Source organism: Roseococcus sp., assembly GCF_965227005.1.
Taxonomy (GTDB): domain Bacteria; phylum Pseudomonadota; class Alphaproteobacteria; order Acetobacterales; family Acetobacteraceae; genus Roseococcus.
In genome coordinates this window covers 60,143-74,200 of the sequence record NZ_CBDDFJ010000023.1, presented here as the reverse complement: position 1 = coordinate 74,200, position 14,058 = coordinate 60,143, and the positions used below count along the sequence as shown (strand labels likewise).

Genomic DNA, 14,058 nt, shown 5'->3' with positions numbered 1-14,058 from the left:
CGTAAAATACCGTCAACGCGGCCATCTCCTGATCGCCGCGGCTCCGAGGAGCCGGTTGAGGCCATGGAAGGACGGCACGTCATGAGCGGCCTGGCAGCGGCAGGGGCCACGGGCGGCAAGCAGGCGCTCCGCTCGACGCGGATGCGGCGGCGGCTGTGCGAGGCGGCGATCGCGGTGCTCTGCGAGGTCGGGTACGAGGCCCTCAGCACGGGCATGATCGCGGCGCGGGCCGGCGTCTCCCGCGGCGCGCAGACGCACCATTTCGCCACCAAGGCCGACATGATCGTCGGTGCCTTCGAACATCTGCTGGGAAGCTGGGAGGAGGCGCGGGTGGCGGCCTTCGGCGGCCCTGAGCTGAAGGACGTGTCCTTCGAGGTCTATCTCCGCTTCGTCTGGCGCGAGATCTTCAGCCAGCCCAGCTACGTGGCCGCGCTGGAACTCATGCTCGCCGCGCGGGTGGACCGGGAGCTCGGCGAAAGGCTGCGCGCATTGCTGGCCTCCCCGACAGGGGAGCGCAACCTGCGCTGGCGCCAGCTGCTGCGCTTCCCCGACGAGAAGAAGGAGGAGCAGTTCCAGTACATGACGCTCTGCCTGCTGCGCGGCATGGCGGTCCATTCCAGCTTCAATCGCAGTGACGCGATGAACGAGACGGTCCTCGAGGCCTGGATCGAACTGGCGAAGACGCTGATCGCCGCGGAGGCGACGGGGGGGAAGGCGTAACGCCCCTACCGCCCGAACCCCTCATACCCCCGCCGCAGCGCATCCCCGCGCCCATCCCGCGACACGTCCCACAGCGCATTGTCCACCGCGAGCCGCTGCCCGCCGTCCCGCTGGACGGGCCGAAGGTTCATCGCCGCGCGGCTGCGCGTGCCGACCCCGAAGAAGTCGAAGGGCACGCGGATATAGATGCCCTTGTCGAAGCTGCCCTCGCCGAAATCGCGGCGGTTCGCCGTGGTGAAGCTCGCGAAGCCGCCCACCTCGATGCCGCTGTCGAAGCGCCGCCCCATCTCGATCGTCCCGCCCCAGTCGCCGGCCAGGTAACGCCCCCCGCGCACCACCGTGTAGAGGTTCCACCAGGGCAGGTCGGCATAGACCGAGACATGCCCCGTCGCGACGGAATAGCCGAGCGTGCCGAGCCGCTGCCCGTAATCGCGCTGCGCCACGTAGTTCACGTCGAGGCCCACCGCCCAGCTGCGGTCGTGCGGCCGCCACAGCACCTCGGCGGAAATGCCGCCGAACATCGGCTCCAGCAACCCGCCCGAGACGCGCGCGAAGACGTCGGGTGCGGGGTTCCAGAGACGTTCCAGGTAAAGTGCGGGAAGGGTCGGCGTATGGGTGCGGGCGTATCGGGCGTAGTCGCTGCGGACATGGGGCAGGCGGCTGTCGCTCGGCAGCCCGCCATCGAGATTGCCCGCGATCGCCTGGGCCACGCTGCCCGCCAGCGCGACATTCCACCCCAGCTCCATCCGCGCCCCCGCCGTGACGCCGGCCTGCCAGCGCAGCGAGGTCCGCGCATCGCCCACCTGGAGGTTGAGCTGCGGCGCGATCCCCCAGGAGAAGCGCGGAGGGATGGTGCGGATGGCGCTCGCGCCCAGCGGCTCGGCGTAGGCGGGGAGAAGCTGCGTCGCGTGCAGGATCTCCTCCGCGCTGCCGCGCGCGCGGGCCAGGTTCTCGAAGGCCTCGCGCAGGGTGACGATCCGCGCGACCACCGCGCCGTCACGCTCCCAGCTGATGTGCAGGCGCTCCACCTCCGGCGGCAGGACCGGCTGGGCCGCGCGCACCACGCGGCCCGTCACCTGGGCCAGGGTACGGTAGCGCCCGCCCGAGACGTCGATGCGCGCCTCCTCGCCGCGCAGCTCGAAGGCGATGGGCAGGAAGCCCGCCTCGCGCAGCGCGGGGAACAGCCGGCGCGCGAGCAAGGCGTTGCGGCTGGCCTCGCCCTCCGCATCGTCGCGGCCGAGGCGCAGCGTGCCCTCGTAGCCGGCGGCGGCCTGCAGCACGCGCTCGCCCAGACCCGGGCGTGGCGGCGCGGGCGGCTCCAGGGTTTCGGCCACGGGATTGGGGCGCGGCAGCATGGGCGGCGGCGGGCGGCGCGGCAGGTCCGGCGGTTCGTCGGGATTGAGCCGCAGCGAGGCGCGCAGCAGCAGGTCGGTGCCGTGGACGAGGGAGAGCCCGACATCCACGTGCCGGTTGGGCTGCCAGTTGATCCCGGCATTGAAGCGGCTGGCGGCCTCGCCGCGCAGATTCGTGGTGCGGGCGGGATAGCCGCCACGCTCGTCGCGCAGCGCGTCGGCGGAATATTCGACCTTGGCGCGCAGCCCCTCGAGGGTGCCGAGCGGCGTCTCGATGGCCGGCACCGACCATTCCAGCCCCGCGAAGATTCCCGCCTGGCGTCCGCGAAAGAGGCTGTTGAGTGCCACCGTGCCGCCCTGGCCGACGTTGCGCGGGCGGTTGTCGAAATAGGAATAGCCGTAGCCCAGCGGGTTGCGCAGATCGCGCCCCGTGGCCAGCCGTCCCCAGCCCATGCCGAGCGTGGCGTCGATCGACCAGAAGCGCTTGGACGCGGCGATGTACTCGCCCTGGTAGAGGCCGGTGCCGATCACGTCCTGAAGCCCGATGGCCAGCGCGGGGCGCCAGGCATTCTCCTCCCAGACGCGCAGCTTGAGGTCGAAGGCGCGGTCGGTCGCGGTGCCGCGACCGGTGGTGCCGTTGAGGCGGTCGGTGATGCGGAAGGTCGTCTCCAGGAAGGGCAAAGCCTGGAAGTTCACGAACCAGAAATTGCGCTGCCGGCGGAAGGCGAGCCCGGCCTCGATGGTGCCGTCCGGCCGGAAGCGGGCATTGGGCATCTCGACGAGGCCGACGCGGCCGAAATCGGAACCCGTGCCGGGAACATCGTCGAGCGCGTGGGCCGGCGCCGCCAGCAGCGCGAAGGCAGCCAGCGACGCCAGAGGCCGTCTCAGTTTCCGGAACCTCGCGTGATGACGGCGAGCGCCGCCGCCGAGATCGCCAGCTGTCCCGCCACCTGCGTCATGTCGCGCAGGAAGCCCCAGCTCTCGAAGGGCGAGGGGTCGTTGGGCACGATCACGAGGCTACCCGGCGGCACCGGCGGCCCGCCCTGCTGCCAGGAGCCGAGGCCCGCCGGGGCGGAGGTCCCGTTGGGCAGCACGAGGAAGGCGCGGGCCTGGTCGGCGAAGCGCTGGGTGCCGCCCGCCGCGGTCACGTAGCGCGAGGCCCGCCAGCCGGTGACGAATTGCAGGCTGCCCGGATTCTGCACCGAGCCGACCACCGTCACCTCATTGGGCCGCTTGGGCATGACCACGAGGTCGCCCGGCTCCATCAGCACGTCGAGGTCCGGCCGTCCGGCCAGGACCACGGGATTGGCCTCCACCACCATGCGCCCGGCAGCGCGGGCCTCGCGCAGCGCGGCGGCCATCTCGCGCCCGGCGGCGACGGCGCCGGCGATATCGGTGCCTTGCCGCGTCCCGACCACGGCCTGCCCGGCGGCGACCTGCATGAGCCCCGTCTCCAGTTCGCGCGCTGTGCGCTGGAAGCCTTCCTGCTGGCGGTTGCGCACGCTCTCGCGCGTGAAGACGGCCCCATAGGGATAGGCCTGCGGCGTCAGCCCGCCCGCGCGCGCGATGAGCTCGGACAGCCGCTCGCCGCGCCGGATGTCGTAGATGCCCGGCCGCTGGAACTCGCCCACCAGCGAGACCGGCCCCGTGTCGCGATCGCCGAAGCCGCGGGGAATGCGGATGCCGTCGCGCGGCGAGAGCCGCACGGCAGAGAAGTTGCGGCTGCGCAGATCGAGAAGGGTACGGCTGAGGGGGATGGCGGAGGTCTGCTCCGTCGGCTCGCGGGCGAGCTCGATGGAGGAAAGATCCGACGAGAAAGCGTCTCAGGCTGTTCCGTCTTGATCCGTGAAGCTAGATTTACCCCAGAGAACGCGCAGTTCAGCGTCCCCGGCTGTTCCAACTTGCGTCCTGCCATTCCCACACGCTATGTGGGAATGGCGTGGGGAACAGAGCCCACAGACGGAGGGTGGTATGGCTGGACTGACGGCACTTGGCCTGAAATCGAAGCTTGCCGCGCTGGCGAAGGCCCCTCCTGCCAAAGCGGTGAAGATCGGGGCAGGGGGCGGGGTCTTCCTGCTGGTGAAGCCGGGGCAGGAGGCCGGAACAGGCGCTTGGGTTCTGCGCCTTTCAATGGCCGGCAAGCGTCGTGACATGGGGTTGGGTGCTTTCCCGCTGATAGGATTGGCCGAAGCCCGCTTGGCCGCCGAGGATGCCCGCCGAGCCGCTTACAATGGCGCCGACCCCATTGCCGCCCGCGCCGAGAGGAAGGCCGCTGCTCGGCCTAAGGTAGCTTCCACAACCTTTCAGGCTGCCGCCGAGGATCTGCATCGGGCTAAGTCGGCGGAGTGGAAAAATGTGAAACACAGCGCGGAGTGGCTTAGCTCCCTGGAAAGGAACGCCTTCGCCTTAATTGGCCGGAAGTCCGTAGCCCTCATCGACACCGATGACGTGTTGCGGGTGCTGCAGCCGATGTGGACCAAGAAGCCGGAGACGGCTTCGCGGGTGCGGGGGCGGATCGAGGCCGTGCTGGATTATGCCTCTGCCACGGGCCTACGTCCGCGTGGCCTCAATCCCGCTCTATGGCGCGGGCATCTGTCTGAAGTCCTTGGCAAGCCGACCAAGCTGAAGGCGCTGGCGCGGGTTGAGCAGGACCGAGGCGACAACCAGCCTGCCCTGCCCTGGCAGAGTCTGCCTGCCTTCGAAATTGAGCTGGGCAAGTGCACGGGCATAGCCGTGCCGCTACTGCGGTTCACGATCCTGACAGGCGCCCGCAACAGTGAGGCGCGGTGCATGACCTGGGGCGAGGTGAACGAGGCGGCGGGCTTGTGGGTAGTGCCGGGTGCCCGGATGAAGGCGGGCAAGGCGCACATCGTGCCTCTTACTCCCGCGGCGCTTGCGGTACTGGCCGAAATGAGGCCGCTGGCGGGCGGATCGGACAGTTTCGTTTTCCCCGGCCGCCGCAATGGGCAGCCGCAGTCTGACAGGGCCATGTCTGACCTTGTGTGGGACATGGCTCGCGGTGGGCTGCCCGAGGGCGAACTCCCGCGGTGGCGCGATGTCGAGGGCCGGGCGATCGTCCCGCACGGCTTCCGCGCGACCTTTAAGTCCTGGGCTCTGGCTCATGGTTGGGCCGATTACCTCAGCGAAAAGGCCCTCGCTCACAGCGACAAGGACAAGGTGCGAGCTGCCTACGCCCGCGATCCGCTAGTCGAGGAGCGCCGGCCGATGATGGAGGCTTGGGCGAGATGGTGCATGGGGCAGGCAGCAGCTTCAGCAGCCCTTCGAGCATGCTGATGGAGGCCGTCGCATAAGCTTGAGGCAGGTATGGTGCATTGGGGTCGAGGGCGGGGAATGAGGGCATGAGCGTGTCCTGATGCGGCAAGGCCGGCATCGCGGATGCTCCGTCCTGCAGCATGTTCGTTAGCACCGACTGACCCCCGCGGCCCTATCCTAAGTAAGGCCGGTTTGGATAGAGCGGATCAAGATCTGCCGCAGCTGAGTTAACCGTCCTTTTACCACCCCGCAGCGGCGCGGGACGGCAGTTCGACCTGGTCAGGTGCGGGACCGATAGACCGCCCTCCCTCCAAGGTGATGCGCCAGGCTCGCACGACCGATGAGCCCGCCGCGAACCCTTCCTCGGCCCAGCCAATGGACACGAGCTGCGACAAAGTGGCGATCCCCACGCCTCGCGGGAATCTTCCTATCGTCAGGAACTCGCTGGGTTTCATGCCCATGGCATGCAGTGCTTCGTAATTACGGCGAGAAGCCATTTTCATTACTTTGCATCCTTCGGGTGCGCCGCGACGCTTAGTTTTGAAAACCATACGATTAATTAGAAAAATTCGCGTCTGAATTTCACTTTCTTGCGCCGTCCCAGCGGCCTCAGGGCACGGGCTGCGGCAACCCTCACAATTTGGAGACCATCATGGACATGAAGATCGTCGGCCCCTGGGCCGTGCGCATGCTGCTGCTCGCCCTGGGCGGCTGGCTCACTCGGGCCGGAGTTGGCGATGCGGGCCTCTGGGGCAACGTCGCCGATACGCTGGCCGGGCCGCTGGTGGTGGCCGGCACCGCCATCTGGTCGTGGCGCGCGACACGGGTGCAGGTGGAGACGCCAGCCGAGCCGGAGGCGCAGGTGCGCGCGGCGGTGACGGCCGTGGCGAACGCTGTCCCGAGCGCGGACGAGATCGCGGCGAAGGTCACCGAGCAGATGCGGCTCAACGTGCCAGGGGCACGCCGATGAACCTCCCCCTACGCCTGGGCTCCAGGGGCCCCGACGTGGCCCGCGTGCAGTCCATCCTCGGCGAGACGGCGGACGGCATCTTCGGCGAGATCACGCTCGCGGGGGTGCGGACGTGGCAGCGGGCGAGGGGGCTCCAGCCCGATGGGGTCGTGGGCCCTGCGACGTGGGAGAGGATGCAAGGGGCGTCGACGCCGTCGTCGTCACAGACGAATGGCGGGGTTGTCCCCAACTTCTCCGCCGCCCTCATCGCCAAGGGCTTCCCGCGCTGCGTCGATCCTGCCGCATGGGCCACAGCCTTCACGGCTGCTGTCGGTCGCTTCCCCGCCTTCAACCGGACCGGCTGGGCCTGCATCCTGGCGAAGGCGAACACGGAGGCTGGCGGCCTCACGCGCTGGGACGAGAACCTGTTCTACACGACCGTCGAGCAGGTCACCCGCATGCACGGCTCACGCGCCGGCCTGCACCCCGAGAAGTTCCTGCGGAACCCGCGCGCCCTGGGCGATCAGGTCTATGCGAAGTGGGGCGGCTACGACGGTCGAGGGCTGGGCGTGATCCAGCTCACCGGCCTCCCCAACCACACCGCGTTTGCCAGCGACATGGGTATGAGCCTGGGCGAGGCGCGCGGGTACATGCAGACGATCCCCGGCGCGGCGATGACGGCGCCCTGGTATCTCCAGCACTACAAGGCGGTGGACGCGGCCAACCGGGGCGACATGCGCGCCGTGCTCGCTGTGGTGGCCGGCAAGACGGTGGCCGGGATGGATGGCATTTGGGCCTCGATCCACGGCGACCAGCAGATGGCGGACTTCGAGCGGTTTAAGGCGCTGCTGGTGGGCGTGAGAGGGAAATTGATCTGTGTGTAGGTGGATTTACTGAATTATTTTTTCTAATTATGATCTTATATGACTTAAATATACCGCTTTATCTTGGGTTCCCTCCTAGTGGATGTTCGAGAATGCCAGATCCTACTTCTAGGATGCTCGTCCCAGCGATCGCGCAGGTTCTTATGGAACTGCAGAATGTCGCTAACACGTTCATATACATAAATAATATGAGAGATGATCCAGCCCTCATTCAGAGGTTAGTATTGGACGGCCTAACGCAGATCGAGCGTATGCGAATGTCGCTTTGTCTGGAGCCGCCGTTCCGGGATGAATTTTAAGCCACGATCATGCCGATCCGAACTCGGAGCAATCCGCGCCGGGCCGTTTGGGCCACGCCGGCGTGCTTCCCGGCCCGGCCGGGCATGGAGCGAGCCAGCACCTGGCTGGACGCGGAAGCAGAGTTATCGGCGGGGCTTGCACTGGCTCGAGGTCGGTAGGCGCTCTGATCGCCCGTCGGGAGTTATTGAGCCGGTTTCGAGACCGGTCCGCGGCATAAAATGCAGATCGGCATGTCGGTCTATGCCTCCAGCGGTTCATCCAGCGTCCTCCCCACACGAGAACGCTTTCATCCCAGATTAACTTTCATGTGCTCCACTTTACCTCACAATCGCTTAGGCGGTTCCTGCCGACGTTGCCTCGGTAATTCTGACCCGTATGCGCGCGTTGCGTTAAGCACGCTTCGCCCCACCTAAAATGTGGTAGAAATATTTACATTTTGTTTTTCAATCCAAATTATTCTTGATAGAAGACTGAATTAACACAATTAATTTTCTGGCACGGAATATGCTCTTTGATTTTCGCCGCATACGCGGCTAACAGGGAGCTTGTAATGTTCAATATGAATGTATTTGGTGCGGCATCTGCTGCCGCGCTTTCTTTAGCGGTCATCTTCGGATCCGGGGCCGCCTCGGCTGCGCCCGTCACCATTACTGCGACGGCCCCGAGCTGGTCGAACGTTGCCGGTGGTAGCAACATCGATTTCGACACTGCAAGCGGTGGGAACAACACCGTCACACAGGTGTTCTGGGGTAACCCTACGACCAATGCCGGTCAAAGCGGCCTGGGCTTCGATCCGTCCAACCCGCCGTCCGCCACCGTTCAGACGGACACAACCTTCCTGCTCGGCACCCTGACTCACTACAACCGGCCGATTGCCGGCGGCAGTGCAGCTTCGTCCGCCCGTCTCAACCTCGCGACGGCCATCTCCGGTGCCACTCCCTCGTCGCAGACCTTCAGCTACCAGTTCCTGATCGACGAGACGCCAAATGCCTCGCCCTGCGCCTATCCCAGCTCGACGCCCTGCGCCGATCGGATCACCTTCAACAACCTCACGACCTCGTCGTCTTTCACGATCGGCGGCGTCCCGTACACAATCATGCTGCTGGGCTTCTCGAATGATGGCGGCTCGACTCTGAGGTCTGACTTCATCAGCCAAGAGGGCGGCAACAACAGCATCGGGCTTTACGCCCGAATCACAACGCCGACCCCTGTGCCTGAGCCAGCCACTCTCGCCCTGCTTGGAATGGGGCTGATTGGTTTCGCCGCTGCGCGCAAGCGCCGCCAAGCCTAAGCGATACAAGATCGTTCGCTGTCGGCACCGCGACGTCTAAATAGGCGCTTCGAGGGGGCCAAAAGCGAGCGCCACTTTCTCTCCAATCTACCCGGCCGGGGAGACCCGTGCCGGGCTTTTTGCGTTTCGGGGGCATCTGGTGCCCCCCCCACGCGGACGCAATCCTGGTTCGGTATCGGCGAAATGGGCGGCATTCGCCTTAATAGCGGGTTCTGATGTTTCCATCAGCGTCAGCATCAGTAACAATCGGGGGCACAAACTTTGTAACAAAGCGACGGAGTTCGTATTTGAAAATTTGAGAGGCACTCATGCCAATTGCAGCCAGATACAATATAACAAAATCTTGGCAGTTATATTTAAGAGTTCCTGTCCAATCTCCCCTTTTCGATGCCACAAATCCCACCATTTTTATGCATTCCCCTAATGTTTTGGGGGTTTCCATTTTCAACGTTTCAAGAGAACCATCTGTGCCAGTCCTGGCATTTGCATCGAATAAAACGCGATAGCCCACCTCCATTAAATCCACCTTCACTGAAGGCCCATTCCCCTCCAAATACAATTCCCAATGAGTCGCTTGAATATCATCATGGCGCACAATAGTTATTTTATTAACTATATTATTCATACTTTCTTTTCCTATTACCTGATCAGCCAGATCTGGCGTAGCTAAAACACTCCCAGTATGAAATTTTTGCATTTTATTTCCAGTCATATGCCGCACGATGACTTCAGGCATTTAATTTGTCTCCTTTATTATATTGGATCAAATGATCGAATTCGGCCGTTATGGTAATCGGGAAATCGGGCCAGCGCTTGGGGATTTTTGTCTTAGGGCGATGAAATCGGTGCAGGCGCGATAGAGTTACAACGTCCCTGTCGGCCAGCTTGCTGCGGATGGTGGCGCGAGGAGCGTGGGAGGCACATAGCGCCCCTCCTCCTCGCGAGGGCGGGCGTTTTTCGTTTATGCCACTATCAAATCGGTTTTAGAGTCGCTCCATGTGGACCTGCCGGCACTGTGGTCTCGAGGTGATGTTCCGAGCCGTCGACCCGCAGGTCGATGACGAGGGCTGCTTCTTCATCTGCCCTGGCTGCCACGGCCGCAACAAGCTGATCAACGTCGGGTGTCGCGGCCCGCGAGACCCCATCGAGCTGGTCCAGCCAGATCCGTAGATCCAACGCCCGTTCCCTCGCTGGAGTGGGCGTTTTCCGTTGTGGGGCGCACGGCGCGCGGAAAAACGGGGTGGCGCGCGCGGAATGGCAGCGGCGCGCATCAAGCGCCAAAGGGCGTGGTGTTTTTGCCCATTTTACCCAGCTCAACTAAAGCAGCGACGTTTGCGTTGCATTCCCATGAACCCGACCCCTCCCGTACTAAGCTGGGTGCGTCCCTGGCAATCCGTCGTCGCGTCCAAGCTCTCTGCTGCGCAGTGGTCGGCTCTGCGCTCCATTGCTGGGGACGCCCCGCCGCGAGGCATCGACCTTTCAGCCTTTCGTATCACGACTATCAATGCGCTGCTGCGCTGGGAATTGATTGAGCCGCGCAAGGGACTGCCAGCGGCCACGGCCCTGGGATTGGCAGTTCTCGCTGAGAAGGGGGCCAGGGGCAGTTAGGCCCGCGTCGGGCTTTTTGCGTTCCAGGGCCTGCTCAGCTTCATCGCCGCCTTCCGCCGCTCCGCCACTCGTTTCCAAGTCTCGCGCGCCGTTCTGGCGGTAGGAGGACGTCCGGCTTGGTCGCGGAGGCCCTGGGCGGCAAACAGCGCAGCGGCAAGCGACCAGTCCACGTTGGGATCGTTCAGCAGCTGGGCCCCCTCGCCATGATGGGTAGTCATCCACTCAGCCAAGCTTGAGCGCTCCCATGCCGCTCCGGCCTCACGCTCCAGCTCCTCTCGAAAACGATCCATGAAGTTTCGATTGGGCCGGGTCATCTGCTGATCTGAGACACCTGCCGCGGCATCCCTCCTGCATTGCCCACGTGCTGCAGGGGCCCATCGCTCAACAGCGTCCACCCCATGGCGCGCAACCAGCCTGCCATTAGCTTACCAGGCCGCCCGACCGGCCCACGAAGACGAGTAACGCGGTGTAAATGACCTCTTCCTCTTCAGTTCGGACAACGCAGGCGAACTCCATATTATCATCGCGCGGGCGATGCGTCTGGGCGAGCGCGGTCACGGTATCGATCGCATGATCTATGGCGGCCGCGGGGCTTGGCAGCTCCATCCCCCTGTCGTCATGGACGCCAGTGCCATCCTGGCTGTCAAAAAAGAAGTGGGGCATGGGGAGCGCCTTCTTCCTGCTGATTTGGACATCCCAACGCTGCGCCGTCGCGGCGGTTTCACCAAGGTTTCTGCTGCGCGCTTAGCGCCAGCAATTGGATTAGCCTCATTGCGGCCGGTCCACATAATCCGCTGATGGTCGGCTGATGGTCACGGTCATCTTTCCTCGCACGTCGCAAACCATGCACTGAAACGGATCATGGCTGCCTACGGCCTGAACCTCGCCATATCTTCGCCTGATGCCCTGATGCCCTGATGCCCTGATGCCCTGATGCCCTGATGCCCTGATGCCCTGATGCCCCGATTCCGCGATGATCGCGACGGTTAAAAATCATCTTGCTCCGATGACAATGCTCATCTAAATGCGCAACGAACAAAAAGAGAACAGACCGTAGGAGCAAGCCGATGGCCGCAGCCACCGTCAAGTCGCGCACCCGCCCCCTCGATGACGCGATGCGCCGGCTTCTGGATCTTGCCGCCCGCGCGGCTGCGCCTGGTCGAATGGCGCGAGAGGTCGGGATCATCATCACGGAATGGCGCGCGGTCGAAGAAGGTGCCGTGGTGCGGGAGCGCATCGCGGAGCTGCTGGAGCAGCTCGACACTGGCGTCATCGACGCCGAGGAGCAGGTGGCGGACGCGGACCGGGACCAGCCGGCCGCGATGACCCAGGCGAACGCGACGCTGGCGGCGATCACCGCGTGTCGAAATGCAGCTCGCGACGCGATGTCGGCATGAGCCGGTTCGCCTTCCTAGCCTTGCCCATCCTGCTGTTCGTCGCGTCGCCGGTACCTGCGCAGACGAGATGCCGGGTGGTGGATGGCGACACCATCCGCTGCGGCGACGAGCGGGTTAGGATCATGGGCTTGGACACGCCGGAGCTGTCGGCCCGCTGCCCGCGAGAGGAGCGCCTAGCGCGTGCCGCGACGGCCCGCATGTCGGATCTCATCGCGGGCGGCGTTACGCTGCAGCCGCACGGTCGGGATCGCTATCACCGGCTGCTGGCCGTGGTGCGGGATCGGCAGGGCAGGGACGTGGCGCAGGTCATGATCCGCGAGGGGCACGCGCGGCCATATGATGGGCGCGGCAGGCGGGAGGGGTGGTGCGGTTAGACGGCGAACTGGGCTTAGAAGATCACCTTCCGGGCCCCTCGATTTGAACCGCTCGCAGGATTCGCTTTCTTTCCCCGTCACCGAGGACGATCTGCCATTTGAGGAACCCCGACGAGTATCCTTCCTCGCAGGGGGCGAGTTCTGACACCAACGGGACGCGCTGCAGCTGGCTAAAGCCACCAGGGCTGCCGATCGACACCGCTATAGCGAGGTAGGTGCTTCGGCGGATGACGGATCCAGCAGGGGCGTGGCGGCTCTCGGTGCTGAATGCGCTGCTTATGTCCACTTCAATGCGGACGTGAGGGATGATCAGCCCCTTCCAGGAATCGTTCTCCTCGAACGTGAAGCCATGGAAGGGGTGCGCGCCCTCCAGAAAGATTGCGGTGCGGGGCTTGCCAGGCGCTACCAGGACCGCTTCTTCGTAATTGTCCCGGGGGAGCACCAGGCTAAGCCCCTGCGCGTGCCCGATCGTGCCAACGGTAAACTCGGAGAGATCGAAAATCATCCTAGCGTTCCCGTCCCTGAAGCGGCTGTACAAATATGCCCCAGAATAGCTCAGCCGCCCCCTCCTGGCTGAGCTTCGCATCTCGGCTGTCCTGGCGAAGCGCGCTCATTCCCATGGGCTTCCAGAAGAGCATCTGATCGTCGCTGCCGATGGACACGCTCTCATTGTAAGAGTTGTCCGCGCCAGAATCGCTGTTCGAGTAGCCAATGTCCCCTCCAAAATGCCGACCGCTCATAAAGACGGTGCATCGAGCAAGCGAGCGGCCGTCGCGATAGGCCACCGCCGTAAAGCGGTTCGCGTCTATTCGTCTGAAGGTGCCGTCTATGCCGCTGTTGCGGGTCGCGAGCTCCGCCAGGGTATGTTCGAAAAATCGGGCGATGTAGTCGAAGGTTTCGACCCTGAAGGCGTCCTTGTCGTGCTCGGTGAATTCCTTGGCTATCCGGAGATTGCTGGACCGGGGCGAGGTCCCCAGAATGATCGGCGATGTCTCCTGCCGCGGGCGCGGGGCGGCACTCTTCTCAACTAGCTTAGCCTTCCCGCTTTCAACCCTTTCAGCTGCACCCCGCACGGCACGGGCGACCTCCAGAAAAGCTTGGTCTCGGTCCGGCCATTGTGTGACCGGTTTCCCATCGGAGGGCGTTCCAAGGAGCTTGCCGAAGGGCGCGCCGTGCCACTCACAAGCGCGCAGAATGACGGGTATGACGATAGCCTCGCCGGCCTCGTGCCGTGCCAACGCGCGCGTCATCTCTATGTCGTAGCAATAGTTCGAGTCCAAGAAGTCCGCGCTGACCAGCAGCAAGATGATGTCGTCAGTTTCAACGTGATCGTTGATGGATTGCCCGAAGTCCTGTCCGGCCCCGATCCTGCGGTCGTGCCAGGTCGTAATCACACCCTGCCGCTTCAGCAGGGACAGCTGTTTTTCGAGCTGATCCCGCAACGCCTCATCAGCGTGCGAGTACGAAAAGAAGACGGACGCCATCCCAGCGATCTCCATTACGGTCTTTGGCACAATGGTCGGTCATCGGCGCACGATTCCCAAGCCCAACCCTTGGGGCCGCTCTGCTTGTTAAACGAGGCGCCATGCGGGCGTCCGGCAGATGTAGCGGGCATTCTAAGGCGTCTCAGACTGCGCCCATTGCAGCGCGCGGACTTGGTTTTCGTCGAGGATAATCTGCGAGCACCTGTGCCCGGCGAACGCGATAGCTTTGTGAGCTTGCGCTTCGAGTGCGGTGACCTCGGCCAGTACCCTGGCTGCATTGTGAGAAGGCATCTCGATGACGTAGGCCATCGAGGGTCGACCGCCGATCCGCCGTTCAAGGAGTGGTCGAATCACGCCGCACATCTCCAGAAGTCGCTCGGACGCGATGCTAATAAGTGTCATGCCTAGGAGCTCCCTGGATTTTGG

15 protein-coding genes are annotated in these 14,058 nt (G+C 64.2%); 7 read left to right on the top strand and 8 right to left on the bottom strand.

All coding sequences use genetic code 11. The annotated features are described in order from the left end of the window. Positions 1-81: 81 nt before the first annotated feature. Positions 82-720, top strand: a complete 639-nt coding sequence (locus tag ACO057_RS13080; protein ID WP_421992363.1) for a TetR/AcrR family transcriptional regulator — start codon at positions 82-84, stop codon at positions 718-720. 5 nt (positions 721-725) lie between these two features. On the opposite strand, the gene ACO057_RS13075 is transcribed toward ACO057_RS13080, so the two are convergent. Both ACO057_RS13075 and ACO057_RS13070 read right to left on the bottom strand, forming a co-directional pair. Continuing rightward, positions 726-2,921, bottom strand: coding sequence for a YjbH domain-containing protein (locus ACO057_RS13075; RefSeq protein ID WP_421992480.1), 2,196 nt, complete (start codon positions 2,919-2,921; stop codon positions 726-728). Between the two features lie 35 nt (positions 2,922-2,956). After that, a complete protein-coding gene (locus ACO057_RS13070; RefSeq protein WP_421992361.1) occupies positions 2,957-3,778 on the bottom strand; it encodes an SLBB domain-containing protein in 822 nt (273 codons plus the stop codon). Positions 3,779-4,043: 265 nt separating this feature from the next. Here ACO057_RS13070 and ACO057_RS13065 point away from each other — a divergent pair, with 265 nt between their 5' ends. From ACO057_RS13065 to ACO057_RS13050, 4 genes are all read left to right on the top strand, one after another. Continuing rightward, positions 4,044-5,366, top strand: a complete 1,323-nt coding sequence (locus tag ACO057_RS13065) for a tyrosine-type recombinase/integrase (protein ID WP_421992359.1) — start codon at positions 4,044-4,046, stop codon at positions 5,364-5,366. Positions 5,367-5,997: 631 nt separating this feature from the next. Then, the gene (locus ACO057_RS13060; RefSeq protein ID WP_421992357.1) at positions 5,998-6,315 is read left to right on the top strand and encodes a hypothetical protein; all 318 of its coding nucleotides are present in this window, start codon (positions 5,998-6,000) and stop codon (positions 6,313-6,315) included. Then, complete coding sequence (locus tag ACO057_RS13055; protein WP_421992355.1) at positions 6,312-7,178, top strand: peptidoglycan-binding domain-containing protein; 867 nt, start codon at positions 6,312-6,314, stop codon at positions 7,176-7,178. Before ACO057_RS13060 ends, ACO057_RS13055 begins: the two co-directional genes overlap by 4 nt. 850 nt (positions 7,179-8,028) lie before the next feature. After that, positions 8,029-8,769: a THxN family PEP-CTERM protein gene (locus ACO057_RS13050; RefSeq protein ID WP_421992353.1), complete on the top strand. Its 741-nt coding sequence runs from the start codon at positions 8,029-8,031 to the stop codon at positions 8,767-8,769. A gap of 199 nt (positions 8,770-8,968) precedes the next feature. Here ACO057_RS13050 and ACO057_RS13045 read toward each other — a convergent pair whose 3' ends face one another. From ACO057_RS13045 to ACO057_RS13035, 3 genes are all read right to left on the bottom strand, one after another. Continuing rightward, the gene (locus tag ACO057_RS13045) at positions 8,969-9,505 is read right to left on the bottom strand and encodes a hypothetical protein (protein ID WP_421992351.1); all 537 of its coding nucleotides are present in this window, start codon (positions 9,503-9,505) and stop codon (positions 8,969-8,971) included. 868 nt (positions 9,506-10,373) lie between these two features. After that, positions 10,374-10,691: a hypothetical protein gene (locus ACO057_RS13040; protein ID WP_421992349.1), complete on the bottom strand. Its 318-nt coding sequence runs from the start codon at positions 10,689-10,691 to the stop codon at positions 10,374-10,376. A 106-nt stretch (positions 10,692-10,797) separates the two neighbouring features. Beyond that, entirely contained in the window at positions 10,798-11,040 is a 243-nt protein-coding gene (locus ACO057_RS13035; RefSeq protein ID WP_421992347.1) for a DUF6894 family protein, read from the bottom strand. Between the two features lie 404 nt (positions 11,041-11,444). Between ACO057_RS13035 and ACO057_RS13030 the strand changes: the two genes are divergently transcribed. Then, positions 11,445-11,774, top strand: coding sequence for a hypothetical protein (locus ACO057_RS13030; RefSeq protein WP_421992345.1), 330 nt, complete (start codon positions 11,445-11,447; stop codon positions 11,772-11,774). After that, positions 11,771-12,148, top strand: coding sequence for a thermonuclease family protein (locus ACO057_RS13025; RefSeq protein WP_421992343.1), 378 nt, complete (start codon positions 11,771-11,773; stop codon positions 12,146-12,148). The genes ACO057_RS13030 and ACO057_RS13025 overlap by 4 nt, the downstream gene beginning before the upstream one ends. A 22-nt stretch (positions 12,149-12,170) precedes the next feature. Here the strand turns inward: ACO057_RS13025 and ACO057_RS13020 are convergent, their stop codons facing one another. The 3 genes from ACO057_RS13020 to ACO057_RS13010 all read right to left on the bottom strand — a co-directional run bounded on the left by ACO057_RS13020 (position 12,171) and on the right by ACO057_RS13010 (position 14,034). Beyond that, the gene (locus tag ACO057_RS13020) at positions 12,171-12,653 is read right to left on the bottom strand and encodes a hypothetical protein (protein WP_421992341.1); all 483 of its coding nucleotides are present in this window, start codon (positions 12,651-12,653) and stop codon (positions 12,171-12,173) included. A 1-nt stretch (position 12,654) separates the two neighbouring features. Continuing rightward, entirely contained in the window at positions 12,655-13,632 is a 978-nt protein-coding gene (locus tag ACO057_RS13015; RefSeq protein ID WP_421992339.1) for a toll/interleukin-1 receptor domain-containing protein, read from the bottom strand. Positions 13,633-13,764: 132 nt separating this feature from the next. Beyond that, positions 13,765-14,034, bottom strand: coding sequence for a hypothetical protein (locus ACO057_RS13010; protein WP_421992337.1), 270 nt, complete (start codon positions 14,032-14,034; stop codon positions 13,765-13,767). Between the last annotated feature and the right edge of the window lie 24 nt (positions 14,035-14,058).

Coding starts and splice junctions, on each gene's coding strand:
- ACO057_RS13055 (WP_421992355.1), top strand. CDS start 6,312: ATGAACCTCCCCCTACGCCTGGGCTCCAGGGGCCCCGACGTGGCCCGC.
- ACO057_RS13080 (WP_421992363.1), top strand. CDS start 82: ATGAGCGGCCTGGCAGCGGCAGGGGCCACGGGCGGCAAGCAGGCGCTC.
- ACO057_RS13015 (WP_421992339.1), bottom strand. CDS start 13,632: ATGGCGTCCGTCTTCTTTTCGTACTCGCACGCTGATGAGGCGTTGCGG.
- ACO057_RS13065 (WP_421992359.1), top strand. CDS start 4,044: ATGGCTGGACTGACGGCACTTGGCCTGAAATCGAAGCTTGCCGCGCTG.
- ACO057_RS13045 (WP_421992351.1), bottom strand. CDS start 9,505: ATGCCTGAAGTCATCGTGCGGCATATGACTGGAAATAAAATGCAAAAA.
- ACO057_RS13025 (WP_421992343.1), top strand. CDS start 11,771: ATGAGCCGGTTCGCCTTCCTAGCCTTGCCCATCCTGCTGTTCGTCGCG.
- ACO057_RS13050 (WP_421992353.1), top strand. CDS start 8,029: ATGTTCAATATGAATGTATTTGGTGCGGCATCTGCTGCCGCGCTTTCT.
- ACO057_RS13010 (WP_421992337.1), bottom strand. CDS start 14,034: ATGACACTTATTAGCATCGCGTCCGAGCGACTTCTGGAGATGTGCGGC.
- ACO057_RS13020 (WP_421992341.1), bottom strand. CDS start 12,653: ATGATTTTCGATCTCTCCGAGTTTACCGTTGGCACGATCGGGCACGCG.
- ACO057_RS13030 (WP_421992345.1), top strand. CDS start 11,445: ATGGCCGCAGCCACCGTCAAGTCGCGCACCCGCCCCCTCGATGACGCG.
- ACO057_RS13040 (WP_421992349.1), bottom strand. CDS start 10,691: ATGACCCGGCCCAATCGAAACTTCATGGATCGTTTTCGAGAGGAGCTG.
- ACO057_RS13060 (WP_421992357.1), top strand. CDS start 5,998: ATGGACATGAAGATCGTCGGCCCCTGGGCCGTGCGCATGCTGCTGCTC.
- ACO057_RS13035 (WP_421992347.1), bottom strand. CDS start 11,040: ATGCCCCACTTCTTTTTTGACAGCCAGGATGGCACTGGCGTCCATGAC.